The following is a 21,312-nucleotide window of genomic DNA, read 5'->3' on the forward strand; positions in this document are numbered from 1 at the left end:
AATTTGCGAATCTGGCGAACCTGCTCATTCCGGTGCAAAGTTCGCCCTGAGGTACAATTAATGATTAGTTTGTTGACATCTCTCCTTACTTGATATAGTACGCCATATGGCGAAAAAGGGCAGGCGGGGACAAGGCAAATCCTCCATCATAAATGTTAATCGTCAAGCAAACGACTTTAGATTTGGGGGTACTACTAATGTTGGTACAGCAGACGCAGAACAGGATCGTCTTCTGTCCGATACATTCTATGATAACGGAGCTCTTGAATTAGTTCTTCAAGTCGATTCACCAGAGAGTATTATTGTTGGAAGGACCGGAGCCGGAAAAACGGCTTTGATAGAACGTTTAAATGACATAAAACCTAGGGTCATCAATATTAATCCAGAAGAACTAGCTTTAGGCTATTTAGTTGATAGCACTTTACTAAGATTCTTTTACGACTCTGGAATAAAAATGGACATGTTTTATAAGCTTTTATGGAATCATATATTTATTGTCGAAATTCTAAAAGTCAGATATGACATTAACAATGAAGTATCCCGTGCTGGTATATTAGATCGTTTTAAAGACCTTTGGACGCGCAATAGGGGCAGGAGTGAAGCCGTGAACTACCTGCTAGATTGGGGAGATAAATTTTGGCTTGGTACAGAAGCTAGGGTAAGAGAAGTGGTGAATAAGCTTGAGAATCAAGTGCAAGAAAGTGTTAGCGCAGACGCCAAAAAAGCAATACCAGGATTGATAGATCTATCTGCAAAAGCAGACAAAAAGAACGATACTAAAGTAGGAGAGGAGATTAAAGCCGAAATTATTACTAGAGGCCGAGAGGTAGTGTCAAGGATACAGACACAAAGAATACAAGAGTTGATAAGACTGCTTCAGGACGAGGTCTTGTCGGACAGACAAAAGCAATTCTTTATAACAATTGATAAGCTAGATGAAAACTGGGTAAATGACGAGCTGCGCTACCAACTTCTGAAGAGTCTTATTGAGGTTTCAAGAGACTTAAACAACAGAGTAGATAACCTTAAAATCGTGATTGCACTAAGACAAGATTTGATTGCACGTGTTTTTGAAAAGACTCAAGATTCTGGGTTCCAAGAGGAAAAGTTTAAATCTTTGTACATAGACTTGTTTTGGTCTTCCAGAGAATTAGAGAATTTATTGGAGTTAAGAGTAAATAAGGTTATTTCCAACAGACCCACGGCAAGAAGTATTACAATGCGTGATGTTCTTCCTCAATTGGTAGGGGGAAAGAAGCCTCTTGAATATCTGATTAACAGAACCATGCTCAGACCTAGGGATTTAATTATTTTCTTCAATAACTGCGCTAGGGCAGCGGCTGGCAAATCCGTGATTGGAGCACAAGATATTTTCCAAGCCGAGATTGAATACTCACAAAGTCGATTTGAAGCATTAGGTTATGAATGGGGCACGGACTATCCGAATATTACAAATTTGATAGAATTGCTGAGGAAGTATCCTGCTAGTTTTACCATAAGCGATGTCGCAGATAAGTTTCGAGAATCGGCATTAGATTTTGTTACCCGCAATCCCAAGCACGACTACATATACAGCCTAATCAATGATAGATACACAGATAACGATCCAAGAATAGTTGTCGAGTTGTGTTTCGATATTTTATACAAAATAGGTGTTCTGGGAATTAAACCCTCGGGTCAATCCAATATATACTGGTCATTTAAAAGACCCTCTTATGTTTCACCCTCTGCAAAGGCGAAGGCAATCTACTATATTCACCCCTGTTTATGGAGTGCACTATCTATCATACCAATAGAGGCGAAAGTTGGCGTGTATTAGGGCGTAAATCGATCAAAAAACAAGTCGATAGTTCTTCACCATTCATACTCATCTACAGAGAGCCAATAATTTAGGCAACAAAATTATACTGACGAAGTAAAAGGTTGAGGACTTTCACCTCTGCCCCCACGCCAGCCCCGCTCCCGCCAGCAGCACGAGCGCCGAGACCCCCAACCCCAACCTCAAGCCGCCCGCGCCGTCCGACAGGGCGCCCGTCAGCAGCGGCCCCAGCGTCTGCCCGGCGGCGAAGATCACCGTGAAGGCGGCGATGCCCCGGCCCCACGCGGGTTCGGGCAGGGTGCGCCGCGTGAGGATCGTGGTGAAGGTGACGACGGCGAGGAAACTCCCGCCGAACAGCAGGCCCGACAGCAGCAGCGCCGCCGGGTGGGTGGAGAGCAGCGGCAGCGTGGCCCCGACCGCGAGCGTGAGCATCTGCGCCGCCATCGCCCGCGCCCCGGGCAGGTGCGTGGCGGGCCGCTGCCACGCGAGCGGGTTGAGGATGACCGCCACGCCGAGCACCGCCCAGAACGGGGTGATGAAGTTCCCCTCCCCCACCGAGCGCAGGAATGCGACGATAAAGGTCATGTAGGCGATGTACCCGACCCCGAAGCAGGCATAGGCGGCAAAGGCCCGGGTCAGAGGGGCGAGAGAGGCACGGCCCGACCCGGAGGCGGAGGCGGCCCGGTCCGGCAGACGCGCCAGGGCGGGCAGCGTGGCCCCCAGCGCGAGGAGCGACACGGCGCCGAGGGCCGCCCACGCTCCCCTCCACCCGTGGGCCAGCAGCGGCGGCAACAGCAGGGCCGAAGCGAGGATGCCCACCCCCGCCCCGCCGTAGAACACGCCGAGGAGGAGGGCGCTGCGCTGTGGATGCGCCCGCGCAGCGAGCGAGGCAAGGGCCCCGCCCGTCACAAAGATGAAGGCGCCCCCCAGCCCCGCCAGGAATCGCAGGGCGAGGAGCGCCGGGGCCCATCCGGTGAGCGCGCAGGCGAGCAGGGCGAGGGCGGTGACCCCCATGCCGAGCGTGAAGACCCGCCGCAATCCAAGCCGGGCGGCGATCCCGGTGGCCGTCAGCGCCCCGGCGAGGTAGCCGACGGCGTTCGCGGCGTTCATCGCCCCCGCCAGCGTGAAGGACCAGCCCAGGTCCGCGCGCATGGCGGGCAGGAGCAGGGCGTAGGCGAAGCGGGCGAAGCCCAGGGCGACCGCCCCGCCGAGGGAGAGGAGGGCCATTCTCCACAGGGTCCGGGAGAAGGGTTCGGGAGCGGTCAACGGAGGTGCAGGCGCAGTTCCCGCAGCCCGCGCAGGGTGAAGTTCGGACGGTAGGCGAGGGGCTGCTCCGGCACCCGGTAATGCGGAAAACGGGTGAGCAGCCGGGTCAGGAAAACACTTCCCTCCAGCCGCGCGAGGCCCGCGCCCAGGCAGTAGTGCGCCCCCGCCGCGAAGCCCAGGTGCGCGCGGGCGTTCGGGCGGGCGAGGTCGAGGGCGTGGGGATCGGCGAACACGCGCGGGTCGCGGTTGGCCCCGGCCAGGCTGACGCTGAGAAAGGTCCCCGCCGGAAGCTCGGTCTCCCCGAGCGTGAGGGGCCCGGTCGTCACCCGCCCCGTCCCCTGCACCGGGGAGAGGAAGCGCAGGAGTTCCTCGACCGCGCCCCCCGCGCGCTCCCCCGGGTTCTCGGCCAGCCACGCGCGCTGCTCGGGCTGTTCGTGCAGGGCGTGGAGGCTCCCCGAGATCAGGTTGCTCGTCGTCTCGTGCCCCGCGACGAGGAGCAGGACGGCGTTGGCAAGGAGTTCCTCGCCGCTCAGCCGCCCGCCCTCGTCCTGGGCGGCGGCGAGGGCGGACAGCAGACCGGGCTGGGGGTGCGCGCGCAGGTCGTCCGCCAGGGTGCGGAAGTACCCGCGCATCGCCCGCGCGTCGGCCTCGACCTGGGCCCAGCGTTCAGGGGTGACGTCCAGCCCGCCGATCAGGTCTGCCACGGAGGCCGACCACTCGCGGAATCTCTCGGCGTCCGTGCCGCTCAGGCCCAGCATCCGCACGATCACGGTGACGGGCAGGGGCACGGCGAGGGCGGCCACCCCGTCCACCTCCCCCTGCCGCCGCGCCCCGTCCAGCAGCTCGTCGGTCAGCGACCCAATGAACTCCCGGCTCTCCTCCAGCACGCGCGGGGTGAAGGCGCGCCCGGCCAGCGAACGCAGGCGGGTGTGGCTCGGCCCGTCGTGGAAGAGCATCATCGGGCTCATCAGGGCATGGCTCTCGCTGGCGCGGAAGGCCTCGCCGCCCTCGTACTTGGTGGTGCGGACAAGGGGGCTTTTCAGCGCCGCCGAGACCTCCGCGTGGCCGGTGAGCAGGGCGTGGCCGCGCGCGGGGTCGAAGAGGACGGGCGAGACCTCCCGCGCCCGGTCGAGGAAGGCGGGCGGGTCGGCGAGGTGGGTACCCTGCCAGAAGGCGTCGAGGAGCGCCGCCGGGCCGCTCCGGAGTGCGGGGTCCTGAAGGGTCATGGGGACAGGCTACCCCCCCGCGCCCCTGCTAGCCTGCCCCCATGAGGTTGCCCCCCCTGAGGTTGCGGAGTTGAGGCTGGTCGTGGGCGTCAGCGGCGGAAGCGGAATTCCCTATGCCCTGGGTGTGCTGCGCGCCCTGCACGGGCTGGGGGTTGAGACGCACCTGATCGTGAGCAGCGGCGCCAAGCGGGTGATGACGGCGGAGGGGGGGCCGACTCTGGGCGACCTCACCGCCCTGGCGAGCGTCACCCACGAGGACCGCGACCTCGCGGCGAGCGTGGCGAGCGGGTCTTTCCGCACCGACGGGATGCTGGTCGTGCCGTGCAGCGCCGGGACGCTGGCGAAAGTCGCCCACGGTTTCGCCGACAACCTGCTCTCGCGGGCCGCCCACGTCACCCTCAAGGAACGCCGCCGCCTCGTCCTCGTCGTCCGCGAGGACCCGCTGCCACGCCCGATGCTGGAGAACATGCTGGCGGTCTTCGATGCGGGCGCCACCGTCATGACCGCCAGCCCGGGCTTCTACCACGCGCCGGACAGCGTGGAGGAGCTGCTGCACTTCGTCACGGCGCGGGTCCTCGACCAGTTCGGGCTGGACGTGCCGGGCTTCAGGCGGTGGGGGGAAGGGGAGTGACGGGCGCGTGCCTGCTGGCGGGCCGCACCGCCGCGCTGATTCCCGCCGCCGGGTCGGGCACGCGGCTGGGACTGGGACCAAAAGCCTTCGTGGAGGTCGCGGGCGTGAGCCTCCTCGCCCGCAGCGTGGCCGCCCTCGCCCCGCTGGTGGACGAGGTGCTGGTGGCGCTGCCGGAGGGGACGGAGATGCCGGAAGATGTTCCGGCCCGGGCCATCACAGGGGGCGCGACCCGGCAGGAGAGCGTCCGGGGCCTCCTGCGGGCGACCTCGGCGGAGGTGGTGCTCGTCCACGACGCGGCGCGGCCCTTTCTGCCCACGAAGGTCACTCACGCCCTGCTGGAGGCGATTCCCGAGACGGGAGCCGCCACCGTCGCGCGGCCGGTCGCCGACACGCTGGTCCGGGGGGGAGCGGGCCGCTGGGGCGGGCTCGTCCCCCGCGAGGGTCTGTGGGCGGTGCAGACGCCGCAGGGCTTTCGCCGCGAGCTGCTGCTGCGAGCGCACGAGGCCGCGCGGGCGCAGGGCTTCACCGCCACGGACGACGCGGGACTCGTCGTCTGGCAGGGCGGGAGCGTGACGCTGGTGCCCGGGGACGCGCGGCTGTTCAAGGTCACCACGCCCGGCGACCTCGCCCTGGCCCACGCGGTCGCGTCGCTGTGGGATGCTGGGGGGGATGACGCCTGAGCAAGGGGCCGCCGCCCCCCCCTCCCCCCCGACCCCGCACACCTACTTCGCGCCCGCCAAGGTGAACCTGGGCCTGAGCGTGCGTGACCTGCGCGCGGACGGCTACCACGAGCTGCACTCGGTCATGGTGCCCCTGGCCGTCGGCGACGACCTGGAGATCGCCCCCGCCGAGACCCTGAGCCTGCGGGTGGAGGGGGCAGAGGGCCTCCCCGCCGACGGGCGCAACCTCGTGTACCGGGCGGCGCGGGCGTATCTGGACGCGGCGGGAGTGGGGGGCGGGGCGCAGATCACCCTGCACAAGCGGCTGCCCCTCGCGTCGGGCCTGGGCGGCGGCAGCAGCGACGCGGCGACCACCCTGATGGCGCTCGCGCGGTTGTACCCCTCGGGCGTCTCCCTGCCCGCGCTCGCCCGCTCGCTGGGGGCGGACGTGCCCTTCTTCCTGCTGGGCCGCGCGGCGATGGCCCAGGGCGTCGGCGAGGTCCTCACCCCGCTGCCGGTGCCGCCCGTGCCCCTCGTGCTCGTCAATCCCGGCGTAGAGGTCAGCGCGCAGGGCGCCTACGCCTGGCTCGACGAGGAGGAGAGCTACACCCCCGAACTCGACGTGGAGGGCATCCTGGTGGCCCTCACGGGCGGGGGGGACGTGCCGTACCTCAACGCCCTGCAAGGGCCCGTCGCCGCCCGCCACGCCCCGATCCGGGAAGCGCTCGCCGCCCTCTCGGGCCTGGGCCTGCGCTCGCCCCTGATGAGCGGCAGCGGCGCGACCTGCTTCGCCCTGGCGAGGAATGACGACCACGCCCACGACGCGGCGGCGGCGCTCCGGGCGCGGCACCCGGGGTGGTGGGTGGAGGCGACGCGGACGCTGTAGGGCCGGGGTGTCCTCCTCCCCCCGGCCCCGGCGGAGAGCCGACCTCAGCCCTTCGTCAAAATCCGCACGGTCAGGATGCGGTCGGGGGTGACGCCCTCGATGGGGGCCTCCTGGCCGCCGCTCGTGTCGGAGGTGCGGGTGAGCTTGGGCAGCACGTCGTCGCCCTGCACGACCTTGCCGAAGATGGTGTGCTTGCCGTTGAGGAAGTCGGTGGGCGCGAAGGTGATGAAAAACTGCGAGCCGTTGGTCGCCGGACCGCTGTTCGCCATCGCCAGCAGGCCCGCACTGTCGAAGGTCAGCCGGGTGCGGAACTCGTCGGCGAAGGAGTAGCCGGGGCCGCCCGTGCCCCACTCGTCCTTTTTGCCCTCGTCCACGCTCTTGGGGTCGCCCGTCTGGGCCATGAAGCCCTCGATCACCCGGTGGAAGCGGATGCCGTCGAAGAAGTGGTTGCGGGCGAGCGTCACGAAGTTGTTGACGGTGACGGGCGTTTCCTGCTCGAACAGGTCGGCGAGAATCTGGCCCCGGTTGGTGTCGATCAGGGCGTAGTAGTCCTTGCCCTCTTGCAGGCTCAGGGCGGGCTCCGACGTGAACTCGCGCACGGGCTGGTCGCTCAGGGCGGGCACCAGGGTGTACCCGGCGGGAATCGGGCCGGGCTGGGTGACCGCCGGGGTCTGCGCGGCCGAGGACTGGGCCGCCGAGGTCTGGGACGCCTGGGTCTGGGCGGTGTCCGGCGTCGCGGCGGTCTCGGTCTGCTCGGTCTGGGTGCTGGTATTCGACTCGCCCCTCGTCTGGCACGCGGTCAGGGCGAGGAGGGCGGTCAGCATGAGGGCGGCCTGTTTCACGCGGGCAGTCTAGAGGGTTTGGGTGAGGGAAACCCGGGTGCCCGCACGGTCGGGGGACGGGGCGGTGGCCTCCCCCGCAGCGCATCTCCTAGACTGGGCGGATGATCGTGACCATTGACGGCGTGGCCGCCAGCGGCAAGTCGAGCGTGGCCTCGGGCGTCGCGCGGGCGCTGGGCATTCCCTATATCAGCAGCGGCTTTCTCTACCGCGCGGCGACCCTGCTCGCCCTGGAGGCGGGCCTTCCCCTCTCCGACCCGGCGGCCCTCCTGGCCCTGCTGCGCGAGCGGCCCCTGCGGCTCGAACCCCTGGCGCGGGGCAACCGGGTGTGGCAGGGGGGGCGCGACCTCACCCCGGGGCTCCACTCCTCGCGGGTGGACGCGGGTGTGAGCGCCGTCGCCCGGCTGCCCGAGGTCCGCGCGTGGGTGGACGCCCAGCTCCGCGCCCTGCCCGCCCCCTTCGTCGCCGAGGGGCGCGACATGGGCACGAACGTCTTTCCCCAGGCGGACGCCAAGTTCTACCTCACCGCCAGCCCCCGGGTCCGCGCCGAGCGCCGGGCCCAGGAACGCGGCGAGGACGCGGGCACCATCGAGGCCGCCCTGACCGAGCGTGACCGCCGCGACGCCGCGCAGAGCGCCCCCGCCCCGGACGCCCGGGTGATCGACACCGGGCCCTTGACGCTGGACGGCGTGATCGCGGCGGTCCTTGCGGCGCTGCCCGCCCGGACGGCGTAGCTCTCCGGCGTTTGACGGGAAAAGAGCGTCACCCTGAGCCGGGCGGAGGGTCCCCCGCAAGGAAGAGGGACTGCTTTCCTCCCCGCTCAGCAGGACACCTTGTTCTCCCGCGCGCTCAGCGCCCCGGCCCGGCGGGCACGCTAGCGGCCACGACCCGCAGCCGGAAGGTCGCCGCGCCGACCCGCACGACCTCCTCGCCCAGCGGCAGGAGCACGAGCAGGTCGCGCCCGGGGTCGGTGAGCTGCACCAGCAGGGGCGTGCCGGGGGGCAGCGTCAGCGAGGCGGTGCCGTCCGCGCCGCTGCGGGCGAGCAGGGGACGGCCCGGCAGCGGCAGCGGCCGACCCGCCACGCCCCGCCGGAAAAGCTGCATCAGCACGCCCGGTCGGGGACCGTCCGCGTCGCTCACGGTGAGGACGACGCGGACCTGCGGCGCGGGGAGCAGCGGCTCGCCGGGCGGCTGGGGCGGCGGCACGACGTTGAGCAGCAGCGCGGCGACCAGGGTGGGGAGGGTCAAGGGCGGGCTCCTTTCACAAAGGGGCGGGCGGGGGGCTCCGAGGATACCCCCCGCCCGCGCCCGTGAGGCGTCAGGCCGTCTGCCTGGTTACCGCAGCGACTCCCGCGCGTACTGCACGGCCGCCGCCGCGTCCACGATGCCGTAGCCGAAGAAGCCGCCCGTGGGGTAGTCGGGCTTGCTGTTCTGGCCGGTGATCGTGCTGTTCGCGCTCCAGGTCAGGGTCTGCCGCACCTGCTCGGGGGTGATGCCGGGCCTCGCCTGGTAGATCAGGGCGACGACGCCGGACGCGTTGGGCGCGGCCATCGAGGTCCCCTGGAGGAAGGCGTAGGGGTTGTTGGGCGCCTGCGAGCGCGGCACGGTGGAGAGGATCGTGCCGCCGGGCGCCCCGACCGTCACGTAGTCGCCCGCGCTGGAGAAGGCGGTGCGGCGGTTGTCGTTGCTCGTCGCGCCGACCGAGATCACGCCGGGGAGCTCGGTGCTGTACGAGGCGGGCCACGAGGGACGGTTGTTGTCGCGGTAGGCGTTCCCGGCCGAGAACACGTAGGTCACGCCCTTGGCGGTGCCGTACTCCAGCACGTCCCGGAAGGCGCGGGTGCGCGTGCTGCCGCCCCAGGAGTTGTTCACCACGTTCGCCCCGCAGTCGGCGGCGTACTTCAGCGCGCGGGCGAGCATGTAGTTCGTCCCGCCGAAGTAGCCGAGCCCGCGCAGCGCCATGATCTTCGCCTCGGGCGCGACGCCCACCACGCCCTGCCCGTTCGCGGCGGCGGCGATGGTCCCCGCCACGTGCGTGCCGTGGCCGCCCGTGTCGGAGGGGTCGGCGTCGTCGTCCACGAAGTCGTAGCCGTTCGCGCCGGGGCAGGTCGTGGAACCGGGGTTGGGGTTCTGCCACAGGTTGGCGGCGAGGTCCGGGTGCCCGAGGTCCACGCCCTGGTCGATGACGGCCACGACCACGCCCTTGCCCGTGAAGCCCGCGTCCCACGCGGCGGGCGCCTGCACGCGGTAGATGCTCCAGAGGTACTTCTCGTTCGTGTACGCCGTGCGCCCGTTCGCCGACTGGGCCGCGGTCACGTCGAAGGGATTCTTGCCGTTCGCGTCCACCGGGCTGTTGACGAAGTAGGGATCGGTGACGCCCGCCGTGAAGCCGGTCGCCGCGGCGCGCAGCCCGCCCGTGCGCACGCTGTGGGTGGCGAGCGAGACGCTCTCGGCACTCGGGCTCTCGACGCGGTAGTTGGGCTCGGCGTACTCGACCCCGCCCTGGGCGGCGTAGCGCTCGGCGTAGGCGGCCTCCTGGCCCTCCGGCACCGACACGAGCGCGAGGCGGCCCCAGGCGTCACCCGCCGTGGCCGAGAGCACCCGGGTGTTGCCCAGGGGCTGCACGGTCGATGCCGTCAGGCCCGCCTTGTACTTCACGACGATCTGGCCGGGCATCAGCGCGCCGGAGGGGGCGGCCCCGTCCGTGGCGGTGGTCGTGGGTTGGGTGCCGCAGGCGGCGAGCAGGGCCGTCAGCCCCAAGAGAGAAAAGAACCGTTTGTTCATGGACGCTCCTCAGTTCCCGGTCTGGAAGAAGAATTCCTGGCTGTCCGCGCTGCGGTAGCCCGTCTCCTGAAGCCGCTGGTAGGCGGCGTTCGGCCCATCGAACCGCTGCGGCACCTGCCCGGTCGCCTGGAGGGCGCCCGCCGCGACCTCACCGCGCCAGGTGTTCAGGGCGCTGCCCAGGCCACGCGCCCTTGCCAGCGTGCCCGCGCTCTTCCAGCGGGCGGCCTCCGCGCTGAGCGGGTCCTTGCCGATGTAGTCGAGCATCTCGGTGCTGTCGTCGGTGCTGACCTGCCACACGTACTCGGTCCCCGCCTCCAGCGTGAGCGGCACCCGCACGCTGGTGTTGGTGGTGTAGCCGACCCAGACGGGCGTGGCGCCGGTCTCGGTCAGGCGGTACAGCCCCACCGTGTAGGTCTTGGCCCGCGCCACGCTGTTCCAGCTCAGCGTGGGCGTGCGCGAGGCGCCCTCCTCCTCCTGGGCGGGCGCCTGCGGCGCCGGAATCCCGAGGAAATCCGCCGTGAGGGCGTCGCCCAGGTTGTCGCCGTCGCGCCAGGCGGCGAAGTAGGAGGTGCCGGTCAGGGTCTGGCCGTCGGCGCTGGAGCGGTAGAGGTAGGTCTCGACGCTCACGTTCTGGGCGCGGTTGCCGTCCCCAAGGTTCATCACCCGCAGGTTGTGGCTTCCCGCCGGGTCCAACGTGTAGTACTGCCCGAGCGGGAAGGTCCCCGACGTGATCGCGGGCTCGAAGGCGGGCGAGGTCAGCACGTCGTAGAGCGCCCCGCTGGGCTTCTCGATGGCCCCCGCGTCGTAGCGGATGGGCTGGGTGGTGACCCGGGGGTTGGTGGCGGGGTCGAAGTCTTCCAGCGTGAGGTCGCGCGTGTCGGTCGCGCCGCTCGTGAAGACCGGGACCTCGGGGACGTACTGGAACTTGCTCCAGAAGACGGAAGCCGAGGTCTCGCTCTCCTCGCTGCCGTCGAAGTTCCCGGCCCACATCGCGCCGGACACGGCGTTCAGGTTCTGGGTGGTCTGCACCGGCATCAGATAGCGGCCCTGGGCGTCGGTGCGCACGACGCGGCTGCCGCCGTAGATGACCAGCCCCGTCTCGCCCGGTTGCGGCAGCGTGGCGGCTCCGGCGGCGAAGTTCGGGATCGCCGTGAATTCGGTCGCGCAGTTGGGATAGAGCGGGCGGGGGACCGCCTGGGTCGCCGACACGGGCACGACTTCCAGGGCGTTGCTCACCACCGGCTGCCCGGAGGTGTCCCTCAGCAGGCCGGTGACGCAGCCGCGCCGCGCCGCCGCGCCGGGCAGCGCCGCCGACGGGCGGGTGGTGCCGAGGTAGATGCTCAGCTCGTTGGCCGCCCCGTACGGCGAGCGGTAGGCCTCCAGCGGCACGTTGTCGTACGTGGAGGCGTAGAGGTTCGAGCCCGCGGGCGGCTCGACCGTCAGGGTAAAGGCCTGCGCCGTCTTCGCCGTGTTCAGCTTCAGGCTGAATCGCCCGTCGGGCCCGGTGATCACGCTCTGGGCCGAGTCCCCCAGGTTCGCCGTCACCCGCGCCCCCTGCACCGGCGCCCCGCCCGCCGTGGCGCTGGCGAACACGTTGCCCTGAAGCGTCGTTTCCTGGGTGGTCGGCTGGGGCGTTCCGCAACTGCTCAGCGCGAGAAGTCCCGAAACCAAGACCGTGGCTGCTGCTCCTGTTCTCATGATGCCTCCGAATGAGAGAACGAGTCCAAGCCTGGGGCTGGACGAAGGGAGAAAGATTCTCTTTACCGTGGATCCGGTGGAGGCGATACTAGCGTTCACCCCGCCCTGTTGCAACAATTCCCACGCCGCTGTCAGCCCGGCCTCATACTTCATGAGTCCGTCAGACGGGCATCAGGAATGAGAGGAGCTGAGACTTCCTTGAAGTCGACCGGGCGGCTTGCCCGGCGGACACACGACCCACCCGGCCCTCGACGTGATTCAAGATGAAGACGCAGCTCATCCCGCTCATCCGCCGGTTCAGTGGCCCCCCTTCCCGGAATGGGGGACGGCTGAGGTGGGTGAACGGCCTAGCGCAGCCCCTCCACCGGACCGAGGGCTACGACCGTCGGGGACGTGAGGGGGCAGGCCTCCAGCACGGCGCGCACGTCGGCGGCGGTCACCCGCGCGAAACGGTCCACGAGTTCGGCGGTGCCCACCGGGCGGCCCAGGGCGAGGTACTCCATCCCGAGGGTGAAGAGGCGGCCCTGGGGAGTCTCGGCGCGCAGCAGGGTGCCCACCGCGAGCTTGCGGGCGGCGCGGCGCACGGCGGCGTCGGTGACGCTTTCCCCGGCGCCCGTCAGCACCGCGCGGTAGCGGTCGAGGACCGTCTGGGCCCGCTCCGGGTCGCACGAGAAGCCGCCCTCGAAGGTCCCGCAGTCCCGGTACTCCAGGTGCGCGAGGTCGGCCCCGTCGGCGAGGCCGGTGTCCAAGAGCGCCCAGTGCAGCAGGCTGTTCTCTCCGCCGACGAGTTCGGAGAGCACCACGGCGGCCTCCCGCAGCGGGTGGGCCGTGCCCAGGCCGGGCAGCGCGAGCGCGACCTGCACCCGGGCGAGGCTGGGGTCGTGGACCGTGCGAACGGTGCCGGGGTGCCGCGGGGTGGGGAGGGAAGCGGGGCCGGGGCGGGGTCCGGCGGGCCAGCCCCCCAGCTCCTCCTGCGCCCAGCCCAGCACCCGGGCTGGGTCGAAGGCGCCCACCACCGTGAGGGTCACCCGCCCGGCCCCGTAGCGTTCGCGGTGGTTGCGGGCGAGCGCCTCGCGGGTCAGGCCGCCCACCGTCCGGGGCGTGCCCAGGACGAGGTGGCCGAGGGGGTGGGTGCCCCAGTAGTCGGCGTGCAGCTCGTCCACGGCGCGCACGGCGGGCTGCTCGGCGTACATGGCGATCTCCTCGAGGATCACACCGCGCTCGGGCTCGATGTCGTCCGGGCGCAGGGCCGGGCGCATGAGTTCGGTCAGGGTGTCTAGCAGCTCGCCCTCCTGCTCGGGCAGGGTCGCCGCGTGGTAGACGGTCGCCTCCTCGCTCGTGAAGGCGTTCGCGTTGCCCCCGAGGTCGTCGAGGCGCCCGTTGAGGTCGGCGGCGCTCATGCGCTCCGAGCCCTTGAACATCAGGTGTTCGAGGAAGTGCGAGGCGCCCAGCTCCTGGGGGCGTTCGTCGCGCGAGCCCGTCGCCACGAAGTACCCGGCGGCGACGGTCTGGGCCCCCGGGTCGGGCTCCAGCAGCAGGGTCAGACCATTTTCCAGCGTGTGGGTCAGCGTTTCCCGGAGGATCGGAGGGGAGGACGTCATAGGCGGGGCTCCTGGGGGCCGAGGGATACGACGGTGGCGGCCTCGGCGGGGCGGTACCCGGCGAGAAAGGCGTTCACCCCACTCAACGTGAGGGCGGCGAGCTGCGTTCTCAGTTCGGTCACGCTCCTCACCCGCCCGAAGACGGCCACGTCGCGGGTGAGGCTGGTCGCCCGGGCGCGGGCGCTCTCGGCCCCGAAGACGACGCTGGCGGTCAGGCCCGCCCGGGCTCGGCCGAACTCAGCCTCCGTCAGCCCCTCCGGGAGCCGGGCGAGTTCGGCGAGCAGGACCTCCAGCGTCTCGGGGGCGCGCGCCGGGGTGCTGCCCGCGTACGCCGCGAGAAAGCCCTGCCCGCCCAGCACGACCGGCGAGGCGCTGACGCTGTAGGCCAGGCCGCGTTCCTCGCGCACGGCTTGGAAGAGGCGGCTCGCGCTTCCGCCCGACAGCGCGGTCAGGGCCACCTGCCACGCCAGCCAGTGCGGGTCACGCGGGGCGACGCCGGGGGCGGTCACGCTCAGGTGGGTCTGCTCGGCGTCCGCGTCGGGCAGGTGGGCGCTGACCCCGGAGCGGAAGCGGGCAGATACGCCCCCGTCGTCCCCCGGGCGCCACCCGGCGAAGGTCCGCTCCACGAGCGCGCGCACCTCCCCCGGCTCGGCGTCCGCCACGAGGCCGAGCACGCTGCCCCGGGTGCCGTAACGCCCCAGGAAGGCGCGCAGGCCCGCCGCGCCGAGCTTCGCCAGCCCCTGGGGCGTGCCGCTCGCCGGGTGGGCGAAGCCCGCGAAAGGCGACTCCGGCGGGCGGGGAAAGGCCACCCGCCGCGCCTCCACCGCGAGGCGGTCGGGCGGGCTGTCCTCCAGCCCCTCCAGGTCCTGCCGGGCGAGGTCCACGAGGACGGGCAGCTCGTCCTCCGGCAGTTCGGGCCGCAGCAGGAGGTCGGCGGTGAGGGAGAGGGCGCCGGGCAGGTCGGCGGCCAGGCCGCTCATCCCGACCCGCGTCGCCTCGGGGCCGACCCCGCCGCCGCGCCGCACGCCGAGGTCGTCGAGCGCGTCCTGAAGGGCGCGGGCATCCCGGCCCCCCGCCCCCTTGTACAGCCACTCCTCCAGCACGCCCGCCGAGCCCTCGCGACCCACGGGGTCATGGGCGCTGCCGACGGGAAGGCGCAGGTCGAAGGCGAAGCCCGGCCCCCGGCGGCGCTCGAACGCGACCCTCAGCCCGCCCTCCAGGGTCCACACGTGCGCCCCAGGCGCGGTCACAGTCGTCACCGGGGGAGTCTAGCGCCCACCCGGCGGAAGACCGGGAGCGAGGTCACGGGGCGAGGCGTTCCTCTCCCATCCGCAGTTCGGGGGGCGGCGGCGCGTGCAGGGTCAGCCGCTCCCCTGTCAGCGGATGGATGAAGCTCAGCCGCTCCGCGTGCAGGAGGTAGCCCCCGTCCCCGGGCAGGCCCGGCAAGTCGGGGAGCACACCCCCGCCCGGCCCGTACAGGGGATCGCCGACCAGGGGGTGACCGACCGAGGCGAGGTGAATGCGAATCTGGTGGGGGCGCCCCGTGTGGATGTCCACCTCGAAGAGGGTTGCCCCCTCCCGCCGTTCGAGAACCCGGGCGTCGCTGCGGGAAGGCTTGCCCGCCGGGCTCGCCGCGTACACGGTGCCCAGCCGGGGATGCGGCACCGGGCCGATGGGGGTGGTGACCCGGTACGTCTCCCGCCCGGCGAGGCCGGAGGCGAGCGCCCGGTAGCGTTTCTCGACCTCGTGCCCGCGCCAGGACCGGGACAGGGCGGACGCCGCCGCGTGCGTCCGCGCGAACAGGACCAGCCCGGAGGTGCCGCGTCCCAGGCGGTGCAGGGGGCTGGCTTCCGGAAAACGCTCGCGGACCCGGGTGAGCAGCGTGTGACTCAGGAACCCGCCGCCCGGCAGCGTGGGGAGGCCACCCGGCTTGGCGACGGCCACGAGGGCCCCGTCCACGTGGATCACGTCGAAGGCGAGGGGTACGTCCTCCTCCTCCCAGGGGGGACGCCGCCATTCGAGCACCTGCCCCGCCCGCACCCGCTCGTCCGCCCGGCCCACGGTGGCCCCGTCCAGCCGCACCTCACCGCCTTCCAGCCGCGCCCGCCACTCGGCTGCGGTGGAGTGCCCGTACTGCCGGGTCAGGTACGCGAGGACGCTCAGGCCGTCGGCGCGGGGACCGAGCTGCTCGCGGTAGGTGTGGCCGCCGTTGAGGGTCATGGGGGAAAGGCCCTCACGGGAAGACGGGCAGGGCAGAGCCGAACCCGTGCGGGCGGAGGACCGGAATGCGCTTCACCCCCCGAGGATACCCTCCCCACGATTGTAAAAAGCCTTACCAGCACGGCGAATCTCTCATTCCCTCCCGCGATGCTGGGGGGGTGCGCCGTCTGCTCCGCCTCGTGATCGTCCTCGCCCTGCTCGCGGGGGCCGCCTATCTGCTGTGGCCGTACCTGGAGAATGCTCGGCGCTACTCGGCCCTGCTCGCCGCGCCCAGCCCCGCCGAGGGCAGCCTGCCCAATCCCCTGCCGGGCCAGTCCTTCGTGGACACCTGGGGCGCGGCCCGCAGCGAGGGGCGGCGACATGAGGGGGTGGACATCTTCGCGCCGCGCGACACGCCCATCCGGGCGACCACGCCGGGCGTCGTGCTCAACGTGGGCGAGAACCGCCTCGGCGGGCGCACGGTCATGATCCTGGGGCCGGGCGGGCAGCGGCACTACTACGCGCACCTCGAACGCTACGCCGACGTGCGGGAGGGCGGGTGGGTCGAGGCCGGGGACGTGATCGGCTACGTCGGCGACAGCGGGAACGCGCGGGGCACGCCGCCGCACCTGCATTACGGCATCTACGCGGCGGGCGGGGCGATCAATCCCTACCCGTTCTTGCAGCGGGAGGACCGTTCAGGCCCTCCTCGTCGCCAGGATCACGCATTCGCGGCGGCTGACCGGAACCTCGGCGCAGAGCAGGCGCGGGTGAGAGAACAGGCGGTCGCGTTCGGGGTCGCCGCCGTGCAATGAGGCGGGGAGGGAGGCGGCTGGGCTGAAGTTGTCGAGCACGAGCACCCCGCCGGGGCCCAGCGCGTCCACCAGCACCTCCAGGCTCTCCGTCTCCCGCTTGGCGGGCGCGCAGTCGCTGAAGATCAGGTCGAAGGGGCCGTAGGTCAGGACTTCGCGCCAGTCGCCGCCCAGCACCTCGGCGCGGGGGTCGTCTCCCAAGACGCGGCGAGCGACGTCCGCCCGCTCCGGGTCGAGTTCGGTCGTGAAGAGCCGCGCCGTGTCGTTCATTCCCGCCAGCAGCCACGCCGCTCCCACCCCCGTCCCCGTGCCCAGCTCGGCGAGCCGACCACCGGGGCGCGAGGCGGCCAGCGTCCGCAACAGCCGCCCGACCTCCAGGCTGCACGAGCGGCCGAAGCCCAGCCGCTCCGTCTCCGCGAGCGCCGCCCGGACCCGCTCCGGGAGGGCCAGGACGGCGGGCGTCTCCCCCATTCCCGCGAGTACCTGCCGGAGCTGCACGTCGTCCGCCCAGGGCAGCGAGCGAGGGTTGACCCAGGCGACGGGGCGGCCTTCCGGGCTGGGGTCGAGGGAGAGGAGCCGGGCCGGGTAGCACAACGATTCCACCCCGGACTGCCCCCAAATCGTCACCGCCTCGCCCACAATCTCCACCCGCGCCCCGCACTCCTCCCACGCCTCGCGCTCGGCGGCCTGCGCGCCCGTCTCGCCGGGGTCGATGCCGCCGCCCGGCAGGGTCCATCCGCCCCACTCCAGGCCGACCATCAGCACCCGGCCCGCATGCTCGATCCAGACGCAGGCGCGGCCCGTGCGGTGGGGGGACGGCGAGAGGTTGACCCGTGGCGCGGAGGTCATGCGAGCACCGCCAGCGCCTCGTCCAGGGCCGCTCCACGGGAGCGCAGGGCGCGGAGGGTGCCTCCCACCCACAGGCGCTCGGCGTGGGCGAAGTCGTCGGCGTGGACGGCGAAGGCGCGCAGCACCGGGTCGTCCGGCGCATTCCACGCCTCCATGAAGCCCGTCAGGGCCAGGCGCAGCGCCGCCCGCTGCACCCCTTCCGGCGCCCGGCCCACCCGAATGCCCTTGCGCGACACGTAGGGATCGTGGGTCAGGATGTGGGTCGAACCCGCCCACGGATCGGGCGCCGCATACTCCAACGCCCGCAGGCCGCTCATGGCGACCGCCCCGGCACACTGCGGGCAGGGCTGCACGGTGGTGAGTAAGGTCCAGGTGCGGACCTGCGGGCGGGGCGTCCCCGCGAGGTCGAGCAGCGCGTTGATCTCGGCGTGCGCGAGGTCGTGCCCGCTGATGACGCCGCCCGCCACTCCACGGGGCTCCCCCAGCCGGTTGCGTCCCCGCGCGATCACCTCGCCCTGAGCGTTCACCACGACCGCGCCGATGGGATACGAGCCCTGGCCGTAGGCGTCCCAGGCTTCGGAGAGGGCGGCGTGCCAGCCGACCGTCCGTGGATCGCCTTCTCTTTCCACGTCCCACTGACCACTTCCCACTTCCCGGTTCACAGCGCCCCCCGGTGCCGCTCGATCAGGTCGTCCAATGCCTCGCGCAACAGGCTCGCCTCCGTTCGGCCCAATGCCCCCGAGAGCTTGGCGAGGCGTTCGAGCTGGCTTTTGGGGTAGTAGTTGCTCTTCAGGACCATCTTGCTCTCCACGTAGATACAGGCCCGGCCCCGCCCCTCGCGTTTGGCACGCAGCAGGGCCTCGTCGGCGGCGCGGGACAGGTCGGCGTAGGTGTGGGCATGGGCGGGCCGGGCGGCGAGGCCCACGCTCAGCCCCAGCGTGCGCGGCCAGTGCGGGTCGCGGTGAATGTGGAAGTGCCGGATCACCTCGTCGAAGAGGATCAGCGCCGTCTCGGGCACCGTTTCGGGAAGCAGCGCCGCATACTCGTCCCCGCCTAGCCGCCCCACGATGCTCCCCGTCGGCAGGCTGCCCGAGAGCAGCCGCTCCAGGCTCCGGAGCACCCGGTCCCCCTCGGTGTGCCCCAGGGCGTCGTTGAGCGTCTTGAAGTGGTCGAGGTCCAGCACGGCGAGCGTGACCGGGGCTCCCCTCAGCCCTTCGAAGGCTGCCTCGAAGGCGGGCCGGGTCAGAATGTCGGGTCGGGGCATACCATCCTCCTCACGGTGACGGGACCCTACGTTCGGGTCATACGTATACCTTAACCACGTATATATGTCACCGCTATGACATACTCGGCCCCGGTTGAAAAGCGACGTGTCAGACGGCCTTGAGCGTCCCACACTCAAATTCCCAGACTACGGCAGTTGACATTTCCGGCCCATTGCGCCTAGCATTGCGTCTGGAACGGCAAAAACCGCCGGATAGCCCGGCCGGTGCCGCCACATCCCACTTCACTTCACAGGAGGTACACCCATGTTGAAACCATTGGGCGACCGCGTTCTCGTTGAGATCATCGAAGAAGCCGAGCAGAAGACCGCCGGGGGCCTGTTCGTCCCCGACACCGCCAAGGAGAAGAGCCAGCGTGGCCGGGTCATCTCCGTAGGCAGCGGCAAGATGCTCGACAACGGAACGCGCGTCGCGCTGGACGTGAAGGAGGGTGACACGGTGTACTTCGCCAAGTACGGCGGCACCGAAGTCAGCCTCGACGGCAAGAACTACTCCATCCTCAACGAGCGCGACATCCTCGCCATCGTGGAGTGAGGCGGTCAGCTGTCAGCTCTCAGCCTCAACGGCAGAAGCTGACGCGTCCGCCCGAGCCCCATCCTTCTTTTCCTGACTGCTGAAAGCTGATCGCTGACAGCCCCTTTCGAAGGAGAATCCCATGCCCAAGCAACTCGTCTTTGATGAAAACGCCCGCCGCAGCCTGGAGCGCGGCGTGAACGCCGTCGCCAACGCCGTGAAAGTGACCCTCGGGCCGCGCGGCCGCAACGTCGTGATCGAGAAGAAGTTCGGCAGCCCCACGATCACCAAGGACGGCGTGACCGTCGCCAAGGAAGTGGAGCTGGAGGACAAGCTGGAGAACATCGGCGCCCAGCTTCTCAAGGAAGTCGCCTCCAAGACCAACGACATCACGGGTGACGGCACGACGACCGCCACCGTGCTCGGCCAGGCCGTCGTGAAGGAAGGTCTGCGCAACGTGGCCGCTGGGGCGAACCCCCTGGCGCTGAAGCGCGGCATCGACAAGGCCGTCGCGGTCGCCGTCGAGGAGATCAAGCAGCTCGCCGTGCCCGTCGAGGACAGCGACGCGATCAAGAAGGTCGCCGGAATCTCCGCGAACGACGAGCAGGTCGGCCAGGAAATCGCCAACGCGATGGACAAGGTGGGCAAGGAAGGCGTCATCACCATCGAGGAGTCCAAGGGCTTCGACACGGAAGTCGACGTCGTGGAGGGGATGCAGTTCGACAAGGGCTACATCAGCCCCTACTTCATCACCTCGCCCGACACGATGGAGGCCGTGCTCGAAGACGCCTACATCCTGATCAACGAGAAGAAGGTCTCCTCGCTCAAGGACCTTCTCCCCGTGCTGGAAAAGGTCGCGCAGACGGGCCGGCCGCTGCTGATCATCGCCGAGGACGTGGAGGGCGAGGCGCTCGCCACCCTGGTCGTGAACAAGCTGCGCGGCACGCTGAACATCGCCGCCGTGAAGGCCCCCGGCTTCGGTGACCGCCGCAAGGAGATGCTGCGCGACATCGCCGCCGTGACGGGCGGGCAGGTCGTGTCCGAGGACCTCGGGCACCGCCTGGAGAACGTCGGCATGGACATGCTGGGCCGTGCCGCGCGCATCCGCATCACCAAGGACGAGACCACCCTCGTGGACGGCCGGGGCAACCAGGCCGAGATCGACGCCCGCGTGAACGCGATCAAGGCCGAACTCGACACCACCGACTCCGACTACGCCCGCGAGAAGCTGCAAGAGCGCCTCGCCAAGCTGGCGGGCGGCGTGGCCGTGATCCGCGTCGGTGCGGCGACCGAGACCGAGCTCAAGGAGAAGAAGCACCGCTACGAGGACGCCCTCAGTACCGCCCGCTCGGCGGTCGAGGAAGGCATCGTCGCGGGCGGCGGCACCACGCTGCTGCGCGTGATCCCCGCCGTGCGCAAGGCCGCCGAGAGCCTGGAGGGTGACGAGGCGACGGGGGCGCGCATCCTGATCCGCGCGCTCGAAGAGCCTGCCCGCCAGATCGCCGCGAACGCGGGCGAGGAAGGCAGCGTCATCGTCAACTCGGTCATCAACTCCGACAAGCCCCGCTTCGGCTTCAACGCCGCGACGGGCGAGTACGTGGACGACATGGTGCAGGCGGGAATCGTGGACCCCGCCAAGGTGACCCGCACGGCCCTTCAGAACGCCGCGAGCATCGGCGCGCTGATCCTGACCACCGAGGCCATCGTCTCCGACAAGCCCGAGAAGGCTGCGGCGGCTCCCGCTGGCGGCGGCATGGGCGGCGGCGACATAGGCGGGATGGACTTCTAAGGAGCGGTCAGCCGTCAGCGAGAAGCTGTCAGCAAGAAGGGAGGCCGGGGCGTGATGCTCCGGCCTCTCTCTGTATTCAGGCGGTGTGAGGGCGAGGAGGCGGATAAAGTTCACGCAGGACCGCTTGAAGTTATGCCCTCGTGCTGAACATAGTCATTCGGAAGGAGTTGCCGAATGAAGGAGATTCTTCGGCGTGTCCTCGTCCTCGGGCATGAACGAATAGCCACGTTTCCCGTCCAGGCTATCTACGTGCAACCGTCCGCACTCCGGGCATTGGTAGATGTGGCGAAACGCCTCTCCCCAAAGCAGGTCTACCCCATGCCGCAACTTGTTCCGTAAAGGTACAACCTGCACGGTTGCCGTTGCTCCTCGTCCATCGTCGGGGCTCACCATGCGGTCGATCAACTCATCCCAATGATCTAAAAAGGCGAAGGCATCCTCATCCGGAAGCAAGTACG

At 69.1% G+C, this 21,312-nt stretch carries 21 protein-coding genes; 8 read left to right on the plus strand and 13 right to left on the minus strand.

The features are described 5' to 3' along the window. The first annotated feature begins 106 nt into the window (after positions 1-106). Entirely contained in the window at positions 107-1,819 is a 1,713-nt protein-coding gene (locus tag IC605_RS07345; protein ID WP_216321099.1) for a P-loop ATPase, Sll1717 family, read from the plus strand. Between the two features lie 114 nt (positions 1,820-1,933). Here IC605_RS07345 and IC605_RS07350 read toward each other — a convergent pair whose 3' ends face one another. Next, positions 1,934-3,046 carry a YbfB/YjiJ family MFS transporter gene (locus IC605_RS07350; RefSeq protein ID WP_216321102.1) on the minus strand — a complete coding sequence of 371 codons (1,113 nt, stop codon included), beginning with the start codon at positions 3,044-3,046 and terminating at the stop codon, positions 1,934-1,936. A 35-nt stretch (positions 3,047-3,081) separates the two neighbouring features. Then, positions 3,082-4,311: a cytochrome P450 gene (locus IC605_RS07355; RefSeq protein WP_216321105.1), complete on the minus strand. Its 1,230-nt coding sequence runs from the start codon at positions 4,309-4,311 to the stop codon at positions 3,082-3,084. 70 nt (positions 4,312-4,381) lie between these two features. On the opposite strand from IC605_RS07355, the gene IC605_RS07360 reads away from it, so the two are divergent. The 3 genes from IC605_RS07360 to IC605_RS07370 are packed head-to-tail and all read left to right on the plus strand — an operon-like array spanning position 4,382 to position 6,487. Next, on the plus strand, positions 4,382-4,942 hold the full coding sequence (locus IC605_RS07360; RefSeq protein WP_216321108.1) for a UbiX family flavin prenyltransferase: 561 nt from the start codon (positions 4,382-4,384) through the stop codon (positions 4,940-4,942). Continuing rightward, complete coding sequence (gene ispD, locus IC605_RS07365) at positions 4,939-5,622, plus strand: 2-C-methyl-D-erythritol 4-phosphate cytidylyltransferase (protein ID WP_216321111.1); 684 nt, start codon at positions 4,939-4,941, stop codon at positions 5,620-5,622. The genes IC605_RS07360 and ispD overlap by 4 nt, the downstream gene beginning before the upstream one ends. Next, complete coding sequence (locus IC605_RS07370) at positions 5,612-6,487, plus strand: 4-(cytidine 5'-diphospho)-2-C-methyl-D-erythritol kinase (RefSeq protein WP_216321114.1); 876 nt, start codon at positions 5,612-5,614, stop codon at positions 6,485-6,487. The genes ispD and IC605_RS07370 overlap by 11 nt, the downstream gene beginning before the upstream one ends. A gap of 44 nt (positions 6,488-6,531) precedes the next feature. Here IC605_RS07370 and IC605_RS07375 read toward each other — a convergent pair whose 3' ends face one another. Beyond that, positions 6,532-7,329 (minus strand): peptidylprolyl isomerase, encoded by a 798-nt coding sequence (locus IC605_RS07375; protein ID WP_343216535.1) that lies wholly within the window; start codon positions 7,327-7,329, stop codon positions 6,532-6,534. 101 nt (positions 7,330-7,430) lie between these two features. Here IC605_RS07375 and cmk point away from each other — a divergent pair, with 101 nt between their 5' ends. Continuing rightward, positions 7,431-8,060, plus strand: a complete 630-nt coding sequence (cmk, locus tag IC605_RS07380) for a (d)CMP kinase (RefSeq protein WP_216321117.1) — start codon at positions 7,431-7,433, stop codon at positions 8,058-8,060. A gap of 115 nt (positions 8,061-8,175) precedes the next feature. Here cmk and IC605_RS07385 read toward each other — a convergent pair whose 3' ends face one another. From IC605_RS07385 to IC605_RS07410, 6 genes are all read right to left on the minus strand, one after another. After that, a complete protein-coding gene (locus IC605_RS07385; RefSeq protein WP_216321120.1) occupies positions 8,176-8,574 on the minus strand; it encodes a hypothetical protein in 399 nt (132 codons plus the stop codon). 87 nt (positions 8,575-8,661) lie between these two features. Continuing rightward, positions 8,662-10,110 carry a S8 family peptidase gene (locus IC605_RS07390; protein ID WP_216321124.1) on the minus strand — a complete coding sequence of 483 codons (1,449 nt, stop codon included), beginning with the start codon at positions 10,108-10,110 and terminating at the stop codon, positions 8,662-8,664. A 9-nt stretch (positions 10,111-10,119) separates the two neighbouring features. Continuing rightward, on the minus strand, positions 10,120-11,781 hold the full coding sequence (locus IC605_RS07395; protein ID WP_216321127.1) for a hypothetical protein: 1,662 nt from the start codon (positions 11,779-11,781) through the stop codon (positions 10,120-10,122). 374 nt (positions 11,782-12,155) lie between these two features. Continuing rightward, entirely contained in the window at positions 12,156-13,409 is a 1,254-nt protein-coding gene (locus IC605_RS07400; protein ID WP_216321130.1) for a M16 family metallopeptidase, read from the minus strand. Next, positions 13,406-14,668: a M16 family metallopeptidase gene (locus IC605_RS07405; protein WP_216321133.1), complete on the minus strand. Its 1,263-nt coding sequence runs from the start codon at positions 14,666-14,668 to the stop codon at positions 13,406-13,408. The genes IC605_RS07400 and IC605_RS07405 overlap by 4 nt, the downstream gene beginning before the upstream one ends. A gap of 43 nt (positions 14,669-14,711) precedes the next feature. After that, a complete protein-coding gene (locus IC605_RS07410; RefSeq protein ID WP_216321136.1) occupies positions 14,712-15,629 on the minus strand; it encodes an RluA family pseudouridine synthase in 918 nt (305 codons plus the stop codon). 158 nt (positions 15,630-15,787) lie between these two features. Here IC605_RS07410 and IC605_RS07415 point away from each other — a divergent pair, with 158 nt between their 5' ends. Further along, a complete protein-coding gene (locus IC605_RS07415; RefSeq protein ID WP_216321139.1) occupies positions 15,788-16,423 on the plus strand; it encodes a M23 family metallopeptidase in 636 nt (211 codons plus the stop codon). Here the strand turns inward: IC605_RS07415 and IC605_RS24495 are convergent. From IC605_RS24495 to IC605_RS07425, 3 genes are read right to left on the minus strand one after another with little or no spacing between them, the layout of a single operon-like run. After that, positions 16,307-17,269 (minus strand): NUDIX domain-containing protein, encoded by a 963-nt coding sequence (locus tag IC605_RS24495; RefSeq protein WP_246580559.1) that lies wholly within the window; start codon positions 17,267-17,269, stop codon positions 16,307-16,309. The genes IC605_RS07415 and IC605_RS24495 overlap by 117 nt on opposite strands. Next, positions 17,266-17,898, minus strand: coding sequence for a nucleoside deaminase (locus IC605_RS24500; protein ID WP_343216536.1), 633 nt, complete (start codon positions 17,896-17,898; stop codon positions 17,266-17,268). Before IC605_RS24500 ends, IC605_RS24495 begins: the two co-directional genes overlap by 4 nt. A gap of 29 nt (positions 17,899-17,927) precedes the next feature. Continuing rightward, positions 17,928-18,533: a GGDEF domain-containing protein gene (locus IC605_RS07425; RefSeq protein ID WP_216321142.1), complete on the minus strand. Its 606-nt coding sequence runs from the start codon at positions 18,531-18,533 to the stop codon at positions 17,928-17,930. A 265-nt stretch (positions 18,534-18,798) separates the two neighbouring features. Here IC605_RS07425 and groES point away from each other — a divergent pair, with 265 nt between their 5' ends. Further along, on the plus strand, positions 18,799-19,086 hold the full coding sequence (gene groES, locus IC605_RS07430; RefSeq protein ID WP_216321144.1) for a co-chaperone GroES: 288 nt from the start codon (positions 18,799-18,801) through the stop codon (positions 19,084-19,086). Positions 19,087-19,207: 121 nt separating this feature from the next. Beyond that, positions 19,208-20,854, plus strand: a complete 1,647-nt coding sequence (gene groL, locus IC605_RS07435; RefSeq protein WP_216321146.1) for a chaperonin GroEL — start codon at positions 19,208-19,210, stop codon at positions 20,852-20,854. Between the two features lie 153 nt (positions 20,855-21,007). Here the strand turns inward: groL and IC605_RS07440 are convergent, their stop codons facing one another. Then, a complete protein-coding gene (locus tag IC605_RS07440; protein WP_216321148.1) occupies positions 21,008-21,307 on the minus strand; it encodes a hypothetical protein in 300 nt (99 codons plus the stop codon). Between the last annotated feature and the right edge of the window lie 5 nt (positions 21,308-21,312).

Origin of the sequence: Deinococcus aestuarii, assembly GCF_018863415.1 — a bacterium.
Taxonomy (GTDB): domain Bacteria; phylum Deinococcota; class Deinococci; order Deinococcales; family Deinococcaceae; genus Deinococcus; species Deinococcus aestuarii.